This is a genomic window from Streptomyces sp. NPDC127117 (assembly GCF_042677325.1).
Lineage (GTDB): Bacteria > Actinomycetota > Actinomycetes > Streptomycetales > Streptomycetaceae > Streptomyces.
Window position 1 is genome coordinate 1 of record NZ_JBHXTM010000095.1, and the last position, 20,258, is coordinate 20,258.

4 protein-coding genes are annotated in these 20,258 nt (G+C 71.9%); 1 reads left to right on the top strand and 3 read right to left on the bottom strand.

All coding sequences use genetic code 11. The features are described 5' to 3' along the window. The 3 genes from ACFVH0_RS39090 to ACFVH0_RS39100 all read right to left on the bottom strand — a co-directional run. On the bottom strand, window positions 1-3,876 hold a 3,876-nt coding region (locus ACFVH0_RS39090), incomplete at its 3' end, for a type I polyketide synthase (protein ID WP_385828190.1). A gap of 87 nt (window positions 3,877-3,963) precedes the next feature. Continuing rightward, window positions 3,964-14,082, bottom strand: a complete 10,119-nt coding sequence (locus ACFVH0_RS39095) for a type I polyketide synthase (protein ID WP_385828191.1) — start codon at window positions 14,080-14,082, stop codon at window positions 3,964-3,966. A gap of 244 nt (window positions 14,083-14,326) precedes the next feature. Further along, window positions 14,327-15,622 carry a 3-deoxy-7-phosphoheptulonate synthase gene (locus ACFVH0_RS39100; protein WP_385828192.1) on the bottom strand — a complete coding sequence of 432 codons (1,296 nt, stop codon included), beginning with the start codon at window positions 15,620-15,622 and terminating at the stop codon, window positions 14,327-14,329. Window positions 15,623-16,017: 395 nt separating this feature from the next. Here ACFVH0_RS39100 and ACFVH0_RS39105 point away from each other — a divergent pair. Beyond that, the coding region (locus ACFVH0_RS39105; RefSeq protein ID WP_385828193.1) for a type I polyketide synthase at window positions 16,018-20,258 on the top strand (4,241 nt) is incomplete at its 3' end.

The following is a 20,258-nucleotide window of genomic DNA, read 5'->3' on the forward strand; positions in this document are numbered from 1 at the left end:
CGGATGCTCGGACTGCGCCGAACGCACCAGCCCCCACACCGCAGCCGCACCAAGATCCGAAACCTCACCCACCGCACCACGCGTCACCACCACCAAGCGGCCGGCCGAATCGTCGATCAGCCAGCGCTGAAGCCGGGCGAGCACATCGGCTACACGGCCGTGGACGTCCCCGACCACGTCGGCATCGGCATCCGCGTCGGGGCCAGGGACCACCAGTACGTCGAACTCCCCCGCCGGGTCGGCGTCCTGGGTGGTCGGAACCGGCACCCAGTCCAGCCGGAACAACGAGTCGGATCCCTCGCGCGGCGAAGCCCCGTCGATCTGTTCGGCCGTCACCGGCCGCAGGACGAGCGCGTCGACGCGCCCGACGGGGGCCCCGGTGCCGTCGGCGAGGTCCAGCGCCACCGCGCCGCCCCGGCCTTCCGAGATCCGGACGCGCAGGACGGGCGAGCCGACGGCGGTCAGATTCACGCCGGTCCAGGCGAACGGCAGCCCCGGACCATCGAGACCGGCCAGGCCACCGCTCACCCCGATGGCGTGCAGGGCGGAATCGAGCAGCGCCGGGTGCAGACCGAACCGGCCCGCCTCGTCCCAGAGGCCCTGGTCGAGTGCGACCTCGGTGAACACCTCGTCCCCGCGCCGCCACACCGCGCGCAGGCCCTGGAAGACGGGACCGTAGCCGAACCCGGCGCCGGCCATCTCCTCGTACAGGCCACCGGTCTCGACGACCACCGCGTCACGCGGCGGCCACTCGGCGAGCGTGACGACGGGGTGCACATCGGCCTCGGCAGCGACGACACCGGAGGCGTGCAGGGTCCAGGTCTCGTCCTCGACGCTGCCGGCCGGGCTGGAGTGGATGGCGACCGGACGCCGGCCGTCCCCACCCTCGGCACCCACGACGACCTGGAGGATCACGGCCCCCCGCTCGGGCAGGACCAATGGAGCCTGGATGGTCAGCTCGTCGAGCACCGCGCAGCCGACGCGCTCACCGGCATGCAGCGCAAGCTCGACGAAGGCAGTGCCGGGCAGCAGCACCGAGCCGAAGACCGCGTGATCGGACAGCCACGGATGCGACTCCAGCGACAACCGACTCGTGAACAGCGAGACATCCTCGCCCGCGAGCGCGACCGATCCCACGAGCAGCGGGTGCTCGGACGAACTCAGACCGATGCTGGTCAGATCACCTGCCGGGACGGAGTTCTTGGGCCAGTAGTGCTGGTGCTGGAAGGCGTAGGTCGGCAGGTCGACGTGCCGGGCACCGGTGTTCGCGTAGTACGCGGCCCAGTCGACGCCGGCGCCACGCGCATGCAGCTCCGCGACAGCGGTGACAAGCGCCTCGGCCTCGGCACGGTCCTTGCGCAGGGCCGGTACGAAGGCGGCGTCCTCGGTGACGCAGGACTGGCCCATCGCGGAGAGGACTCCGCCGGGGCCCAGCTCCACGTACGTCGTGACGCCCTGGGACTCCAGGTGGCGCATCCCGTCGAGAAAGCGGACCGCCCGGCGGACATGGTCCACCCAGTAGTCGGCCGTCAGCAGTTCCTCACCGGCAATTTCACCGGTCAGGTTGGAGACGATGGGGAGCTGCGGTGCGTGGAACGTCAGATTCTCCGCCACTGCCTTGAACTCGGCCAGCATGGGTTCCATGCGCGGCGAGTGGAACGCGTGGCTGACGCGCAGCCGCTTCGTCTTCCCGAAGCCGGACGCGATGCCCAGTACGGCATCCTCGTCGCCCGAAATCACCACGGAGTCCGGGCCGTTCAGGGCTGCGATGGAGACGCCGTCGGTGAGCAGCGGCAGGACCTCCGCCTCCGTGGCCTGGATGGCGACCATCGCCCCACCCGTGGGCAGGGCCTGCATCAGACGGCCCCGGGCGGCGACCAACGCCGCCGCATCCTCCAGGGACCAGACCCCCGCGACATGCGCGGCAGCCAGCTCACCGATCGAGTGCCCCAGCAGGAAGTCCGGGGTCACGCCCCAGTGCTCCAGCAGCCGGAACAGCGCCACCTCGATGGCGAACAGCCCGGCCTGCGTGTACACGGTCTGGTCGATCAGCTCCGACCCACCGAACACCACCTCCCTGACCGGCCGATCGAGATGCCGGTCGAGTTCGGCGCAGACCGCGTCGAACGCATCGGCGAACACGGGGTAGGTGTCGTACAGCTCCTGGCCCATCCCGGCCCGCTGCGAACCCTGACCCGAGAACAGGAACGCCGAACGACCGGAGCCCGCGACACCCCGCACCACACCCGGCACCGACCGCCCCTCGGCAACCGCCCGCAGCAACGCCTCACGGTCCTCACCCACCACCACCGCACGGTGCTCGAAGCGCGCCCGTGTCAGTGCGAGCGAGTAGCCGATGTCCAGCGACGACGCCTGGCCCACCCGGGCCAGCAGCCGCTCCGCCTGAGCGGCCAGCGCCTCCTCCGACTTCGCGGAAAGCACCCACGGCACCACCGGCAGAGCAACCCCGGCAACCGGCACTTCAACAGGCTCCTCCTGCGCCTGCTCCAGGATCACGTGCGCGTTCGTACCGCTCACGCCGAAGGAGGAGACGGCGGCGCGGCGCGGCCGCTCCCCCGTTTCGGGCCACTCCCGGGCGTCGGTGAGCAGTTCCACCGCACCCGCCTCCCAGTCCACCTGGGAGGTCGGCCGGTCGGCGTGGAGGGTCCGGGGCATGACGCCGTGGCGCATGGCCATGACCATCTTGATGATGCCCGCGACGCCCGCCGCGGCCTGGGTGTGGCCGATGTTGGACTTCAGCGAACCGAGCCACAGCGGTCGGCCTTCCGCCCGCTCCTGGCCGTACGTGTTGATCAGCGCCTGTGCCTCGATCGGGTCGCCCAGGGTGGTGCCCGTGCCGTGTGCCTCGACGACGTCGATGTCGGCGGCGGAGACTCGTGCGTTGGCCAGCGCCTGGCGGATCACCCGCTGCTGCGACGGACCGTTCGGGGCGGTCAGGCCGCTGCTGGCGCCGTCCTGGTTGACGGCCGATCCGCGGATGACCGCGAGGATCCGGTGGCCGTTGCGGCGGGCGTCCGAGAGCTTCTCGACGAGGAGCATGCCGACGCCCTCGGACCAGCCGGTGCCGTCCGCGTCGTCGGAGAACGACTTGCAGCGGCCGTCGAAGGAGAGGCCGTCCTGACGGCTGAAGTCGACGAAGGTACCCGGCGTCGACATGACGGTCACACCGCCCGCCAGTGCCATGGAGCACTCGCCGGAGCGCAGCGCCTGGATGGCCATGTGCAGGGCGACCAGCGACGACGAGCAGGCGGTGTCCACCGTCACCGCCGGGCCCTCCAGGCCAAGGGTGTAGGCGATGCGGCCGGTCACGACGCTGCCGGAGGTGCCGGTGCCCAGGTAGCCCTCGACGCCCTCGGGGAGGGACTGCATGAGCGTCAGGTAGTCGTGGTACATCAGGCCGGCGAAGACGCCCGTACGGCTGCCCTTGACCGTGGCCGGGTCGATGCCCGCGCGCTCGAACACCTCCCAGGAGGCTTCGAGCAGCAGCCGCTGCTGGGGGTCCATCGCCAGGGCCTCGCGCGGCGAGATCCCGAAGAACGCCGGGTCGAACTCGGTGGCGCTGTCCAGGAATCCGCCGGCCCACGCGTTGGACGTGCCCGCCTCGTCGACGCCGAACAGCCGCTCGACGTCCCATTCCCGGTCGGTCGGGAACTCCGAGATGCCGTCGCCGCCGTCCTCGACGAGCCGCCACAGGTCCTCGGGAGAGCCGATGCCTCCGGGGTAGCGGCAGCTCATTCCGACGATGGCGATGGGCTCGCGGTCGCGGTCCTCGAATTCACGCAGTCGGGTACGGGCCTCCCGCAGATCCGCCGTGGCGCGCTTGAGGTACTCGAGGAACTTTTCCTCGTTCGACATGACGTGGCACTCCTTGAGAGCGAGGCGGGATCGGCGCAGGGGGCGTGGAAGTCCCCGCGCCGGTGGACGCGGGGACGAACACGAGGGTCAGGACAGTCCCAGCTCGCCGTCGAGAAGGTCGAAGAGCTCGTCCGCGGTCGCGGATTCGAGGTCGGTCGTGTCGTCCTGGCCGCCACCGGCCGTGGGCCGGCTGTCGGTCCAGGCCGAGAGGAGACCGCGTAGACGTTCCGTGACCTGGGAGCGGTCGTCGTCGTCCGCGGGGACAACGGCCAACGAGGCTTCGATGCGGTCCAGTTCGCTGAGCAGCGCGAGGGCGGACACCTTGGTCTCCGAGGCGAGTTCCTCGGAGAGGTGGCGGGCCAGCGCCTCCGGCGACGGGTGGTCGAAGATCAGGGTGGCCGCCAGTTTGAGACCGGTGACCTGGTTGATCCGGTTGCGGAGTTCGACGGCCGTGAGGGAGTCGAACCCGATCTCCAGGAAGCCCCTGCTCACCTCGACCACGGCGGACGAGGAGTGGCCGAGCACGGTGGCGATCGCGTCGCGGACCACGTCGAGCACGGCGCGGTAGCGCTCGTCGTCGGTGTGCCGGGACAGCTGTTCCTTGAGGGACGTCGCCGATTCGGCACCGGGCCGGCCGGCTGCGGCCTGCGGACGGGTGGCCGTACGGAAGTACGGGCGCAGCAGTGGCGGCAGCATGTCGGCGCGTACCTGCGACTCGTTCGGGGTCAGCCGGGTGAGGAGCAAGTGCGGCTCGGTGGCGCGGGCCGCGGCGTCGAAGAGGCCGAGGCCCTGCTCCGCGGAGAGCGGGGCCATGCCCGCCCGGCTCATGCGGGCGATGTCGCCCGCGCCCAGCTCGCCGAGCATGCCGCCCTCGCCCCAGGGGCCCCAGGCGAGCGAGGTGGCGGGCAGGCCCTGGGCCCGGCGTACGGCGGCCAGGGCGTCCAGGAAGGCGTTGGCCGCCGCGTAGTTGGCCTGGCCGGGACCGCCGAAGGTGCCGGCGGCCGAGGAGTACAGGGCGAAGAAGGACAGGTCGAGGTGGGCGGTGAGTTCGTGCAGGTACCAGCCCGCGTCGGCCTTCGGCCGCAGCACGTCCGTGATCCGCTCGGGGGTGAGGGATTCGAGGACGCCGTCGTCCACGACACCGGCCGCGTGGACGACGCCGGCCAGGCCGCCGTCCTGTGCGGCGATCCCGTCGATGACCGCTGCGAGCGCGGCGCGGTCGCCCGCGTCGCAGGTCACCCAGCGGACGGTGGCACCCAGCTCTTCGAGTTCCGCGGCGAGTCCGGGGCCGCCGGGGCCGCCTTCGGGGCGGCGGGCGACGAGTACGAGGTCCCGGGCGCCCCAGGTCTCGACGAGGTGGCGGGCCACCAGGCCGCCGAGGCCGCCGCTCGCGCCGGTGACGAGCACCGCGCCGTCCACGGCCGGGAGGGGCTGCTCGTCCGGGACCGCGACGCGTGCCAGACGCGGTACGTACACCTCGCCGGTGCGGATCGCTGCCTGCTGCTCCCCGGTAGCGGCGAGAACGGCGAGGAAGTCGTGGCCCTCGGCGGAGTCGTCGATGTCGACCAGGCCGATCCGGTGCGGGTGTTCGGACTGGGCCGAGCGCACCAGGCCCCACACCGCGGCGGCGGCCGGGTCCGATACCTCGGAGCCGCCGACGGCCACCGCGCCGCGGGTCACGACGACCAGGCGCGCCCGGTCGTCGTGGTCGGCGCCCAGCCAGTCCTGCAGCCGGTTCAGGATGTCGGACACCCGCCCGTGTACACCGGCCACCACGTCGGCGCCGGCCAAGGAGCCGAGCGCGGGCACTTCGAGAACCGTCACGGCGTCTTCGGAACCATCGGCGTCGTCGGAGCCATCGGCGTCATCGGAATGGTCGGCGTCATCGGCATCGCTGAAGGTGTCGGCCTTCGGGATCTCGACAGGCGTCCATTCCAGGCGGAACAGCGAGTCGGAGCCCCCCTGGGACGGGGGCGTCAGCTGTCCGGCGCTCAGCGGCCGCATGACGAGGGAGTCGATCCGCGCCACCGGCGAACCGGCGGCATCGGCCAGATCGAGCGAAACGGCGCCGCTGTCGGCGGTGGTGATCCGGACCCGCAGCACCGGCGAGCCGACCGCGTACACGGTCACGCCGGTCCAGGCGAACGGCAGTTGGCCCCCCTCGGCGAGGGAGCCGCCACTGACCCCGATGGCGTGCAGGGCGGAGTCGAGCAGCGCCGGGTGCAGACCGAAGCGACCCGCCTCGTCCCACACGTCCTCGGGCAGCGCGACCTCGGCGAAGACCTCGTCCTTGCCGCGCCACACCGCTCGCAGGCCCTGGAAGACGGGGCCGTAGCCGTAGCCGATCTCGTTCATGAAGTCGTACACGCCGTCGACCGGTACCGGCTCCGCGTCCTGCGGCGGCCACTCCACCAGGGCCGGACCGGGCCGACCGGCGGTCTCCGTCACGAGGATGCCGCTCGCGTGGCGCGTCCAGCGGGCCGTGGCCTCGTGAGCCGGGCGGGAGTGGATTTCCAACGGGCGCCGGCCGTCCTCCGCGGGACCGGCCCACAACTGGAGGACGACGGCATCCGCGGTGCCCAGGACGAGCGGGGCGGCAATGGTCAGCTCCTCGACCCGGTCGCAGCCCGCCTCGGCCGCGGCATGGGCGGCGAGATCGACGAACGCGGCACCGGGCAGCAGCACCGTGCCCATGACCGCGTGGTCGGCGAGCCACGGGTGGGTGTCGAGCCCGATCCGGCCGCTGAGCAGCAGCCCGTCCGATCCGGCGACGGTCACGGAGGCGTCGAGGAAGGGGTGCTCCGTGGTTCCCATGCCCATCTGGCTGAGATCACCGAGCGCGGGTCCGGCGGAGCGCAGCCAGTAGTGCTCGTGCTGGAAGGCGTAGGTGGGCAGGTCGGTGCGTCGGGCGCCGGTGTTCGCGTAGTACGCCGACCAGTCGACGGAGGCGCCGTGCGCATGCAGCTCCGCCACGGCGGTGGTGAGCGCCTCGGTCTCGGTACGGTCCTTGCGCAGGGCGGGTACGAAGCCGGCGTCCTCGGTGACGCAGGACTGGCCCATCGCGGACAACACTCCGCCGGGGCCGATTTCCACGTACGTGGTGACGCCCTGGGACTCCAGGTGGCGCATCCCGTCGAGGAAGCGGACCGCCCGGCGGACGTGGTCCACCCAGTAGTCGGCCGTCAGCAGCTCCTCACCGGCAATTTCACCGGTCAGGTCGGAGACGATCGGAATCTGCGGCGTGCGGAACGTCAGCCCCTCGGCCACCGTCTTGAACTCGGCCAGCATGGGTTCCATGCGCGGCGAGTGGAACGCATGGCTCACCCGCAGCCGCTTCGTCTTCCCGAAGCCCGACGCGATCGCGAGCACGGAGTCCTCGTCACCCGAAATCACCACGGAATCCGGGCCGTTCAGGGCGGCGATGGAGACACCGTCGGTGAGCAGCGGCAGCACCTCCGCCTCCGTGGCCTGGATGGCGACCATCGCCCCACCCGTGGGCAGCGCCTGCATCAGACGGCCCCGCGCCGCGACCAACGCCGCCGCATCCTCCAGCGACCACACACCCGCCACATGCGCGGCAGCCAGCTCACCGATCGAGTGCCCCAGCAGGAAGTCCGGGGTCACCCCCCAGTGCTCCAGCAGCCGGAACAACGCCACCTCGACCGCGAACAACCCCGCCTGCGTGTACATGGTCTGGTCGATCAGCTCCGACCCACCGAACACCACACCCTTCACCGACTCGTCCAGATGCCGGTCCAACTCCGCGCACACCGCATCGAACGCATCCGCGAACACCGGGTACGCCTCGTACAGCTCACGGCCCATCCCCGACCGCTGCGAACCCTGACCCGAGAACAGGAACGCCGAACGACCGGAGCCCACGACGCCCCGCACCACACCCGGGGCCGGTATGCCTGTGGCGATCGCCTTCAGTCCGGTGAGGAACTCCTCCCGTTCGCCTGCGACGACGACGGCCCGGTGCTCCAGATGGGCGCGGCCCGTGGCCAGCGACCAGGCGGTGTCCAGCGGCGCCGGATCGGCGGACCCCTGCCCGCTGACGTACTCCGCGAGCAGCCCGGCCTGCGCTCGCAGGGCGTTCTCCCCGCGGCCGGACAGGATCCACGGCACGGTGGCCGGGGCCGGTCGGCCGGAGGTCGTCCCGCCCCCGGTGCCGCGCTCTACGGTCGGCGGTTCCTCAAGGATGGTGTGGGCGTTGGTGCCGCTGACTCCGAAGGAGGAAACTCCCGCGCGGCGCGGCCGGTCCTCGGTGGCCGGCCAGTCGCGGGCCTCGGTGAGCAGTTCCACCGCGCCCGCCGACCAGTCCACCTCGGTGGATGGTGTGTCGACGTGGAGGGTCCGGGGCAGCACCCCGTGGCGCATCGCCATGACCATCTTGATGATGCTCGCGACACCCGCCGCGGCCTGGGTGTGGCCGATGTTGGACTTCAGCGACCCCAGCCACAGCGGCCGGTCCTCCGTCCGCTCCTGCCCGTAGGTGGCGAGCAGCGCCTGCGCCTCGATCGGGTCGCCCAGCGTCGTACCGGTGCCGTGTGCCTCGACGGCGTCCACTTCGGCGGCCGAGATCCCGGCATGGGCGAGCGCCTGACGGATCACGCGTTGCTGGGCCGGGCCGTTGGGGGCGGTGAGGCCGTTGGACGCGCCGTCCTGGTTGATCGCGGAGCCCCGTACGACCGCGAGCACGTCGTGGCCGTTGCGTACGGCGTCCGAGAGCCGCTCGACGAGCAGGACCCCGACGCCCTCGCCCCAGCCGGTGCCGTCCGCCGCGTCCGCGAACGCCTTGACGCGGCCGTCCCCGGCGAGTCCGCCCTGTCGGCTGAACTCGGCGAAGACCGTACCGGTCGCCATCACGGCGACACCGCCGACGAGGGCGGCCGAGCATTCGCCGCTGCGCAGGGCCTGGACCGCCATGTGCAGGGCGACCAGCGAGGACGAGCAGGCCGTGTCGACCGTCACCGCCGGGCCCTCCAGCCCGAGGGTGTACGAGACCCGGCCGGAGAGCACGGCGGTGGCCGTGCCGGTCATGAGGTAGCCCTCGGTGCCTTCGGGGGTACGGGTGACATCGCTGCCGTAACCCTGCGAGGAGGCGCCGATGTACACGCCCGTGCGGCTGCCCCGCATCGATGAAGGGTCGATTCCGGACCGTTCGAGGGCCTCCCAGGACGCCTCCAGCAGCAGTCGCTGCTGTGGGTCCATGGCCAGGGCCTCGCGCGGGTTGATGCCGAAGAACCCGGCGTCGAAGTCGCCCGCACCGGCGAGCCAGCCGCCCGCTGCCGCCGGGCGGTCGGCGGTTTCGCTGCCCGGCCAGCCGCGGTCCGCGGGGATGTCGCCCACGGTGTCGACGCCTTGGGCGACCACCCGCCAGAGGTCTTCCGGCGAGTTCGCGCCGCCCGGGAAGCGGCAGCTCATGCCGACGATGACGACCGGGTCCTCGTCCGGTCCGGCCCCGGTCGGGGACAGTGCCGTGGACCGGCTCGTGGAGGGATCGGCGGACAGGTCCTCGGCCGGCTCGTCGAGTACGAGGGTGAGGAGGTGGCCGGCGAGTTCCGCGACCGTGGGGTGGTCGAAGACGAGGGTGGCGGGCAGGCGCAGGCCGCTGGCGGTGTTCAGGCGGTTGCGCACGTCCACGGCGGTCAGCGAGTCGAAGCCGAGTTCGCGGAAGGGGCGTGAGGTGTCGAGCGCGCCTGCGTCGGTGTGGCCGAGGGCTGCGGCGGCCTCGCCGCGCACGAGTTCCACCATCCGGTTGCGCTGTTCGGCGGGGGTCAGCCCGGCGAGCCGGCGCTGGAGGGCGGAGGTGACGCCCGATTCGGCGCCGCCCGCCTCGGCCTCGGCCGCGTCGAGGATCTCCCGTACTTCGGGGAGGTCTTCGAGCAGCGGGCTGCGGCGCGCCACGGTGAAGGAGGGGACGAAGCGGTCCCAGCGGATGTCGGCGACGGTCAGGGTGGTCTCGCCGTGTTCGACGGCCTGGCGCATCGCGTTGATCGTCAGCTCGGGGTCCATGACCGGCAGACCGCGGCGGCTGAGCAGTTGCTCCGCCTCGCCCTTGGCCATGCCGGCGCCGCCCCAGGCACCCCAGGAGACCGCGGTGGCGGTCCGGCCGCGGGCGCGGCGGTCCGCGGCGAAGGCGTCGAGGTAGGTGTTGGCCGCGGCGTAGGCGCCCTGGCCGCCACTTCCCCAGATGCCGGAGATCGACGAGAAGACGACGAAGGCGTCGAGCGGGTCGTCGCCGAGTACCTGGTCGAGGTTGCGTGCACCGGCCGCCTTGGCGGTGATGACATCGGCGAAGGTGGGGTGATCCGTGTCCTCGATGGAGCTGAGCTGGCTCACGCCGGCCGTGTGGATGACCGCGGTGACGGGGTCTCCCTGACTGCGGAGTCCGGCGACCAGGTTCTCGACGGCGGTGCGGTCGCTCACGTCGCAGGCGGCGATCGTGGCGCGGACGCCCTTGGCGGTGAGTTCGGCCTCCAGCTCGGCGGCGCCGGGTGCGGCGGGGCCCCGTCGGCTGGTCAGTACGAGGTGTTCGGCGCCCTGGTCCGCGAGCCATCGGGCGATGAACGTGCCGAGCGCCCCCGTGCCGCCGGTGATCAGGATGGTGCCCCGGGGGTTCCAGGACTGCACGGGCTCGCCGAAGGGGGCGCGGACGAGGCGGCGGGCGAAGACACCGGAGGCGCGTACGGCGACCTGGTCCTCGTCGCCGGTGGTGCCGAGGATTCCGGCGATCCGCGCGAGGGCGCGGTCGTCGAGGGTGGCGGGCAGGTCGATCTGACCGCCCCACCAGCCCGGGTGTTCCAGGCCGACCACACGGCCGAAGCCGGTGACGGTCGCCTGCGCCGGGTCGGCCGGCGGGTCCGACCTGCCGACGGCCACGGCGCCGCGTGTGAGGGTCCACAGCGGGGCCGGACCCGCAGCCTCGATCAGGAACTTGACCAGGTCGACGGTGGCGATGAGGCCGCCCGGCAGCGCCGTGAATTCGGCGTGCGGGGTCTCGTCCAGGCCGACGAGGGAGATGATCCCGTCGATGTCCGGCAGCTCGGCGTCGGGGAGACCCCGGAGCGTCGTGCGGACGATCTCGGCACCGTGCCCGGCCAGGCCGTCCGCGAGGGTGTCCGCGAGTTCGGCGTCATCGTCGGCCGGGTTCTCGGGTACGACGAGCAGCCAGCGGCCGGTGAGAGTGGTCTCGGTGGTCGAGGCAACGGGCTTCCAGGTGACGCGGTAGCGCCAGGAGTCGATGGTCGAGCGCTCCTGACGGCTGCGCCGCCAGGAGGTGAGCGCGGGGAGGGCCGCGCGCAGCGGCTCGGTGTCGGCGCCGTCCAGTGCGCCGGAGAGGGCTTCGAGGTTGCCCTGCTCTATGGCCTGCCAGAAGCGGGCCTCGTCCGGGTCGACGGTCCGGGCTGGCGCGGTGGCGGCCCCGGGCCGGAACTCGGGCCAGTAGCGGGTGCGTTGGAAGGCGTAGGTGGGGAGGGCGACGCGGGTGGCGCCGGTGCCGAAGACGGCCGTCCAGTCGATGTCGACTCCGTGGCAGTGCGCCTCACCGAGCGACGTCAGCAGCCGCTGCGCCTCGTCCTCGTCACGGCGCAGGGTGCCGAGAGCCGCCGCATCGCTGCCGGCGTCCTCGATGGTGCCCTGGAGACCGATCGTGAGAACGGGGTGGGGGCTGACCTCGATGAAGACCGAGTGCCCGTCGGTGAGGGCGGTGCGGGTGGCCTGCTCGAACTCGACGGTCTCGCGGAGATTGTTGTACCAGTAACCCGAGCCCATCTCCGTACCGTCGAGCGGACCGCCCGTGAGGGACGAGTAGAGAGCCACATCGCCGGTCTGCGGAGCGATGCCCGCGAGCAGCTTCGACAGCTCGGCCTCGATCTCCTCCACATACGCGGAGTGCGAGGCGTAGTCCACGTCGATCTTCCGGGCGCGGATCTCGTTCGCCAGGCAGTCCGTGACCAGCTCGTCCAGAGCCTCCGGAACGCCCGAAACCACCACGGACGAAGGCCCGTTGACGGCGGCGATGGAGATCCGGCCGTCCCAGGCCGCGATCTTCTCCCGCACCCACGCTGCGGGCTGGGCGACCGACACCATGCCACCACGACCCGCGAGCGCGATGATCGCCCGGCTGCGCAGCGCCACCACCTTCGCCGCATCACCCAGCGACAGAATGCCCGCGACCGCCGCAGCAGCGATCTCACCCTGCGAGTGACCGATGACCGCAGCCGGACGGACGCCGAACGACCGCCACACCTCCGCGAGGGACACCATCACGGCCCAGAGCACGGGCTGGACCACGTCCACCCGGTCCAGCCCCGGCGCACCCTCCACACCCCGCACCACATCCAGCAACGACCAGTCCACGTACGGCTCAAGCGCCGCCGCACACTCCGCCATCCGCGCCGCGAACACCGGCGAGGACTCCAACAGCCCCACCGCCATCCCGAACCACTGCGCACCCTGCCCCGGGAAGACGAACACCGGACGGGAACCGCGCCCGGCCGTTCCGCTCACCACCGCGGCGGAGGGTGTGCCCTCGGCGAGGGACTCCAGGGCGGCGAGGAAGTCCGCACGCTCGCCGGCCACCACGGCCGCCCGGTGGTTGAACGCCGTCCGGGTCAGGGCGAGGGAGTGACCGATGTCCGCGAGCGGGACGTCGGCGTGGTCGCGAAGGTGCGCGTGGAGGCGCCCGGCCTGGGCGGCGAGGGCCTGTTCCGTCTTGGCCGACAGCACCCACGGGACGACGGGGGTGCGTACGGCCGGAGCCTTGGGCGTTTCGTCCGTCGCCTCGGTCTCCGCCGCACCGTCCGCCTGCTCGGCACCGGGCTCCGGGGCCTGCTCGACGAGGATGTGTGCGTTGGTGCCGCTCATGCCGAACGAGGAGATGCCGGCCCGGCGCGGCGCACCGGTCGCGGGCCAGGCGCGGGCCTCCGTGAGCAGTTCGACGGCACCGGCGGACCAGTCGACGTGCGGTGAGGGCTCGTCGGCGTGGAGGGTCCGCGGCAGGATGCCGTGCCGCATGGCCATCACCATCTTGATGACTCCGCCGACACCGGCGGCGCCCTGGGTGTGGCCGATGTTCGACTTCAGCGAGCCGAGCCACAGCGGGCGGTCCTCGGGCCGGTTCTGGCCATAGGTGGCGAGCAGCGCCTCGGCCTCGATCGGGTCGCCCAGTCTCGTGCCCGTGCCGTGCGCCTCGACCACGTCGACATCGGCGGTGGTCAGGCGGGCGTTGGCGAGGGCGTCGAGGATGACGCGCTGCTGGGAGGGGCCGTTGGGGGCGGTGAGGCCGTTCGATGCGCCGTCCTGGTTGACGGCGGAGCCGCGTACGACCGCGAGGATGTCGTGGCCGTTGCGGCGGGCGTCGGAGAGCCGTTCCAGCAGCAGGATGCCGACGCCCTCGCTCCAGCCGGTGCCGTCCGCTTCGGCGGAGAACGCCTTGCAGCGGGCGTCGGCGGCCAGGCCGCCCTGCTCGCTGAAGCCGCCGAAGGCGCTGGGCGTCGACATGATGGTCGCGCCGCCGGCGAGGGCGAGCGTGCATTCGCCGTTGCGCAGGGCCTGGGCGGCGAGGTGGATGTTCACGAGGGAGGTCGAGCAGGCCGTGTCGACGGACACGGCGGGGCCTTCGAGGCCGAGTGTGTAGGCGATACGGCCGGAGACGACGCTCGCCGCCGTGCCGGTGAGGATGTAGCCCTCGGTGCCCGCGGGGGGCGGGGCCAGCAGATGGGAGTAGTCCTGGCCGGTGGTTCCGGTGAACACGCCGGTGCGGCTGCCCGCGAGGGAGCCGGGGGTGATCCCGGCGGTCTCCAGGGCCTCCCAGGCGCACTCCAGCAGCAGCCGCTGCTGGGGGTCCATGGCGAGGGCCTCGCGCGGCGAGATACCGAAGAACGCCGGGTCGAAGTCGATGGCGTCGTAGATGAAGCCGCCTTCCTCGCGGAAGGAGGCGCCCTCCTGGGGCCCGGGGTCGGTGTCGCCGCGGCTCCATCCCCGGTCCTCCGGGAAGTCCGACACCGCGTCGACGCCGGAGTCGACCAGCTGCCACAGCTGTTCGGGGTTCCGTACACCGCCCGGATACCGGCAGCTCATGGCGACGACGGCAATCGGCTCGCTGTCGCGGGCCTCCACTTCCCGCAGGCGCTGACGTGTCTGGTGCAGGTCCGCCGCAACCAGCTTCAGGTAATCCCGAAGCGTCTCTTCGTTCGCCATTCATCCCCACCCTGGGCAGCAGCCAGCGCATCGCGTCTTTGGGAGCTTTTCTCCGTACCGAGGGAAAACGCGAAGGGATTCAGGACATCAGGCCCGGCCCGATCTCAAGTCCGCATTATTCTCCTCAATACTGCTCTCGACGCGAAGCTATTCCAGGCGGTGAGTGTCCTTCAACCCCTGAAGAGATCCGAGGCCCCCCTATGAGGGCAGCCCGGATCGTTTCCCGAGTTTTTCTTGAGCGGGTTCACCGCCAGGTGGCCGCCGGGGCCCGGCGGGTGGCCGTGATCTCGGCGACCCGCTGGGCCAGTTCCAGGGACTGTTCGCGGTTGAGGCGCGGATCGCAGGCGGATTCGTAGCGGGAGGTCAGGTCGTCGTGGCCGATTCCGGCGGGTCCGCCGACGCACTCGGTCACGTCCTCCCCGGTCATCTCCAGGTGGATTCCGCCGGGGTGGGTGCCGAGCGCGTGGTGGACGTCGAAGAATCCGGTGATCTCGTCGAGGACGGCGTCGAAGCCCCGGGTCTTGTGGCCGGAGGGCGCGGTGTACGTGTTGCCGTGCATGGGGTCGGTGACCCAGCCCACGCGTGCGCCGGAGGCGGCGACCTTCTCCACCAGGAGGGGCAGGTTCTCGCGTACGACCGCGGCCCCCATGCGTACGACGAAGGTGAGCCGGCCCGGTTCCTGGTCGGGGTCGAGCCGTTCGATCAGCGCCAGCAGTTCGTCGGGTTCGGCCGTCGGCCCGACCTTCACCGCCACCGGGTTGCGGATCCCGGCCAGGTAGGCGATGTGGGCGCCGTCGGGGTCGCGGGTGCGCTCGCCGGCCCAGAGCAGGTGACCGGATCCGGCGTACGGGCGGCGCGAGTACGGGTCGATGCGGGTCAGCGGCGTCTCGTAGTCGAGCAGCAGCGCCTCGTGGGAGACGAACAGTTCCTCGGGCACCTGCCCCCGGGTCGTGGTGGGGCTGCCGCCGACCAGGGCACGGGCGAGGTTCAGGGTCGCCGCGGCGGCCTCGTGGGCGCGCAGCATCCGGTACGGGTCCGGGGTGCGGGCCGCCGCCGTGAACTCCTGTCCGTTGACGGACTCGCCCCGGTACGAGGGGAGGGTGACCCCGTCGCGCACCTCGACGGCACTGGACCTGGGCTTGGCGTACTGCCCGGCCATCCGGGCGAGCACGACGACGGGCAGGGCGGTGCGGCCGGACAGTGCGGCGGCCATCCGGGAGAGCGTGTCGAGCCGGTTCTCCATGACGGACAGGGAGGTGTCGAGCGTTTCCGCACAGTCGCCGCCCTGGAGCAGCATGGCCCGGCCCTCGGCCACCGCGGCCAGCCGGTGCTTGAGCAGGTCGCTCTCGCGCGGCATGACGAGCGGGAGGCTCGCCGCCAGACGGTGCTTGACCGTGCGGAGCGCCTCGGTGTCGGGCCAGCCGGGCTGCTGAGCGGCAGGACGCCGGACAGCGGGGTGCTGGTCGGCGGATCGCTGTACGACGGGTCGCTGGGCAACGGGTCGCTGGGCAGCGGGGTGACGGACTGGGGAGGTATGCATCAGGCGGCCTCGTCATGTCGCAGGGAAGTCGCGTACGCCGGAGGGACCAGCAGGCACAGTGAGCGTCCTGCCGCGCGGATGAAAATCACCACACATTTGATCCAGATGCCCTCGAATTCCGGTCGACAATTAATGGAATGGCTGCTCCGGCGCTGCCCGGATACCGCCGCAGCGCTGCTCCGATGCCGATTAGGGGCGTGTCACGGCCCCGTTGTTAGGGGTTGTCGGCCGCCCGTGCAGCCACATAGCTTCCACCATTGAGGGCGATCATGGGTGCTTTTGATGACGCCGCCTGTCGGCCGCCGTGTCCGTAATCCATCGGCATCGATCCGGACAAAGCGTGATCGCCATGAGCGGACGAAGAGCGACGGTTCCTAAGAGGGCGGGAATTTTCCATGACAAGCGAAGAGAAGCTGCTTGATCACCTGAAGTGGATGACCGCTGAGCTGCGCCAGGCGAAACAACGCCTGCGCGAAGTGGATTCGGGTGAGCAGGAACCGATCGCGATCGTCGGAATGAGCTGCCGCTACCCGGGCGGGGTCGACTCCCCCGAGGATCTGTGGCGGCTGGTGGCCTCGGGCACCGACGCCGTGGCGACGTTCCCGCAGGACCGCGGCTGGGACCTGGAGGCACTGACCGCCCCGGACCCGGACAGCCCCGGTTCCTCGATCAGCGACGAAGGCGGATTCCTTTACGGTGCCACGGAGTTCGACGCCGGGTTCTTCGGCATCTCGCCGCGCGAGGCGCTCACGATGGACCCGCAGCAGCGGTTGATCCTGGAGTCCTCCTGGGAACTCTTCGAGCGGGCCGGGATCGATCCGGAGTCGCTGCGCGGCAGCCGTACCGGCGTGTTCGTCGGTACGAACGGACAGGACTACCCGACGCTCCTGCCGAACAGCGCCGAGAACGTCGAGGGCTATCTCGTCGTCGGCGGTTCGGCCAGTGTCATCTCCGGGCGCATCTCGTACACCCTCGGTCTCGAAGGACCGGCCGCGACGGTGGACACGGCCTGCTCGTCCTCCCTGGTGGCCCTGCACTGGGCATGCCAGGCGCTGCGCGAGCAGGAGTGCTCGCTGGCCGCCGCGGGCGGTGTGGCGCTGATGTCGACACCGGGCACGTTCCAGGAGTTCAGCCGACAGCGCGCGATGGCCGCCGACGGCCGGTGCAAGGCCTTCGCCGACTCCGCGGACGGCACCGGCTGGGGCGAGGGCGTCGGCATGCTGCTGCTGGAGCGGCTCTCGGACGCACAGCGCAACGGTCACCGGATCCTCGCCGTCGTACGGGGCTCCGCGGTCAACCAGGACGGCGCGAGCAGCGGCCTGACCGTCCCGAACGGCCCCGCCCAGCAGCGGGTGATCCGGCAGGCACTCGCCAACGCCGGCCTGGGCACGGGCGATGTGGACGTGGTCGAGGCGCACGGCACGGGAACGACGCTGGGCGACCCGATCGAGGCCCAGGCCCTGCTCGCCACCTACGGCCAGGACCGCCCGGAGGGGCAGCCGTTGTGGCTGGGCTCCCTCAAGTCGAACATCGGCCACACGCAGGCGGCGGCCGGTGTCGGCGGCATCATCAAGATGGTCATGGCGATGCGGCACGGGGTGCTGCCCCGAACCCTGCACGTCGACCGCCCCTCCACGCACGTCGACTGGTCGGCCGGTGCGGTGGAACTGCTCACCGAGGAGCGGACCTGGGACGCGCCGGGCCGCCCGCGCCGGGCGGGCGTCTCGTCGTTCGGCATGAGCGGCACCAACGCCCACGCCATCATCGAGGCTCCCCCGGCCGAGACCGCCGAGACCGCCGAGACCTCCAGGACCCCCGAGACGTCCGAGACGTCCGAGACATCCGAAACCGCCGCCCAGGCGTCCGCCGAGTCCTCTGCCGGGCGCGGCGGCATGGCTGCCCGTCCGGTGCCGTGGCTCGTCTCCGGACGCTCGGCGCAGGCTCTGCTCGACCAGGCGGACCGCCTGCGCATCCATGTGCTCGACGCCCCGACTGCGCCCGCCCTCACCGACATCGGCCTCTCGCTGGCCCGGACGCGGACGGCGTTCGACCACCGCGCGGTCGTGATCGCCGACAGCACTCCGGACATGACGGACCGCCTCCAGGCCCTGGCCGGAGGAGCTGTGGACGGAGGCACCCTGCCCACCGGCACGGCACGCGGCACGGTCGGCAGCTACGCCAAGCCGGTGTTCGTGTTCCCGGGCCAGGGTGCGCAGTGGGCAGGCATGGCGGTGGGGCTGTTGGAGTCCTCGCCGGTGTTCGCGGCGCGGATGACCGAGTGCGCGGCTGCGCTGGAGCCGTACACCGACTGGTCGTTGCTGGATGTGGTACGGGGTGCGAAGGGTGCGCCGGGGCTGGACCGGGTGGATGTGGTGCAGCCGGTGCTGTGGGCCGTGATGGTGTCCCTCGCCGAGGTGTGGCGCTCCTACGGTGTCGAGCCGGCGGCCGTGATCGGCCACTCCCAGGGCGAGATCGCCGCTGCAGCGGTCGCGGGCATTCTGTCGCTGGACGACGCGGCGAAGGTGGTGGCCCTGCGCAGCCGGGCGATCATCGCGCTCGCCGGGCGTGGTGGCATGGTGTCGGTCGCCCAGCCCGCAACCTGGGTCCGGGAGAAGATCGCGGCCTGGGACGGCCGGATCTCCATCGCCGCCGTCAACGGACCTTCATCCGTGGTGGTTTCGGGTGACCCGGAGGCTCTGGACGAGCTGGTCACCGACTGTCTGGCGAACGAGATCCGCGCCCGCAAGATCGACGTGGACTACGCCTCCCACTCCGCGCACGTCGAGGAGATCGAGACCGAACTCGCTCGTCTCCTGGCCGGTATCACCCCGCAGGCCGGCGGTACGCCCCTCTACTCGTCCCTCACCGGGGCCCTCCTGAGCGGTACGGAGATGGGTGCCGACTACTGGTACAACAACCTCCGCGAGACCGTCGAGTTCGAACAGGCCACCCGCACCGCCCTCACCGACGGGCACTCGGTCTTCATCGAGGTCAGCCCCCACCCCGTCCTCTCCCTCGGCCTCCAGGGCACCATCGACGACGCCGACACGGACGCCGCGACCCTCGGCACCCTCCGTCGCGACGAGGGCGGACTCGACCGGATGCTTCAGTCCGTCGCCGAGCTCTGGGTGCTCGGTGTGGACGTGGACTGGGGCGCCTTCTTCGAGGGCACCGGTGCCCGTACCGTCGACCTGCCGACGTATGCCTTCCAGCGCGAGCGGTTCTGGCCGCGCCCGGCGGAGTTCACCGGCGATGTCGCCTCGGTGGGCCTGGAGGGCGCGGAGCATCCGCTCCTGGGTGCCGTGCTGGACCTGCCGGGTCCGGGTGGTGTGGTGCTGACCGGCCGACTGGCGGTCCGTACGCACGGCTGGCTCGGCGATCACGTGGTCGACGGGCGGGTGCTGGTACCGGGCACGGCCCTCGTCGAGATGGCGGTCCGGGCCGGAGACCAGGTCGGTCACGGCACCGTGTCCGAACTCGTCCTGGAATCCCCGCTGGTGCTGCCGGAGGGCGGCGCGTCCGTGGTCCGGGTGGTCGTCGGCGCGGAGGGCGAGGACGGTGTCGGGTCCGGCGCACGCCCGCTGACGGTGTACGGGCAGGCCGAGGGCGCCGAGACCTGGACCCGTCACGCGGCCGGCGTGCTCACCGCCACCACCGGCGGCGGCGCGGTTCAGCCGTCGGACGCGTCCTGGGCCACCGTATGGCCGCCGCAGGACGCCGAGCCGGTGGACGTCTCCGACTTCTACGCGGAACTCGCGGCGACGGGCTACGGCTACGGCCCGGCGTTCCAGGGCCTCCGGGCGGTGTGGCGGCGGGCCGACGAGGTGTTCGCGGAGGTCGCCCTGGGCGAGGAGGCCGCCGGCCGGGCGGGCCGGTTCGGTCTGCACCCGGCGCTGCTCGACTCCGCCCTGCACGCGGTGGGCGCGGGCGGACTGTTCCCGGGCGAGGCCGGGCTGCAACTGCCTTTCGCCTGGGAGGGCGTGAAGCTGTACGCGGCCGGCGCCTCGTCGCTGCGGGTGCGGCTGGCGTCGGCGGGCGACCGGGCCGTTTCGGTCGAGGCCGCCGACGGGTCCGGTGCCCCGGTCGCCGCGGTACGGTCCCTGGCCTTCCGGCCGGTGAGCGCGGATCAGTTGCGGGCGGCGGAGAACCGGGCCGCGGCCGAGTCGCTGTTCCGTCTGGAGTGGGTTCCGGCCACGGGCGCCCCGGAGGTGGGCGCGGCGACGGGTCCGGGCGCGGATGCCGGGTTCCAGGTCCTGACGGTTCCCGGTGCGCGGAGCGGTACGGGGGTGTTCCCGGGTGTGCGTGAGCGGATCGTCCACGTACTGGCCCGGCTGCAGGAGTGGCTGGCCGCGGAGAGCGAGACGGATGCCCGCCTGGTCGTGGTGACCCGGGGCGCGGTGGCCGTCGCGGGTGGCGAGATCCAGGACATGGGAGCGGGCTCGGTGTGGGGCCTGGTGCGTTCCGCCCAGACGGAGAACCCGGGTCGGATCGTCCTGGTGGATGTCGATGCCGATGGTGCTGTTGATGCCGATGGTGCTGTTGATGCCGATGGTGCTGTCGGTGTCGGTGGTGTGGCCGGGTTGGCCGGGTTGGCTGGTTTGGTTGGGTTGGGTGAGCCGCAGGTTGTGGTGCGTGA

Bases quoted from the DNA above. Each gene is read 5' to 3' on its own strand.
- ACFVH0_RS39100 (WP_385828192.1), bottom strand. From the start codon at position 15,622: ATGCATACCTCCCCAGTCCGTCACCCCGCTGCCCAGCGACCCGTTGCC.
- ACFVH0_RS39095 (WP_385828191.1), bottom strand. From the start codon at position 14,082: ATGGCGAACGAAGAGACGCTTCGGGATTACCTGAAGCTGGTTGCGGCG.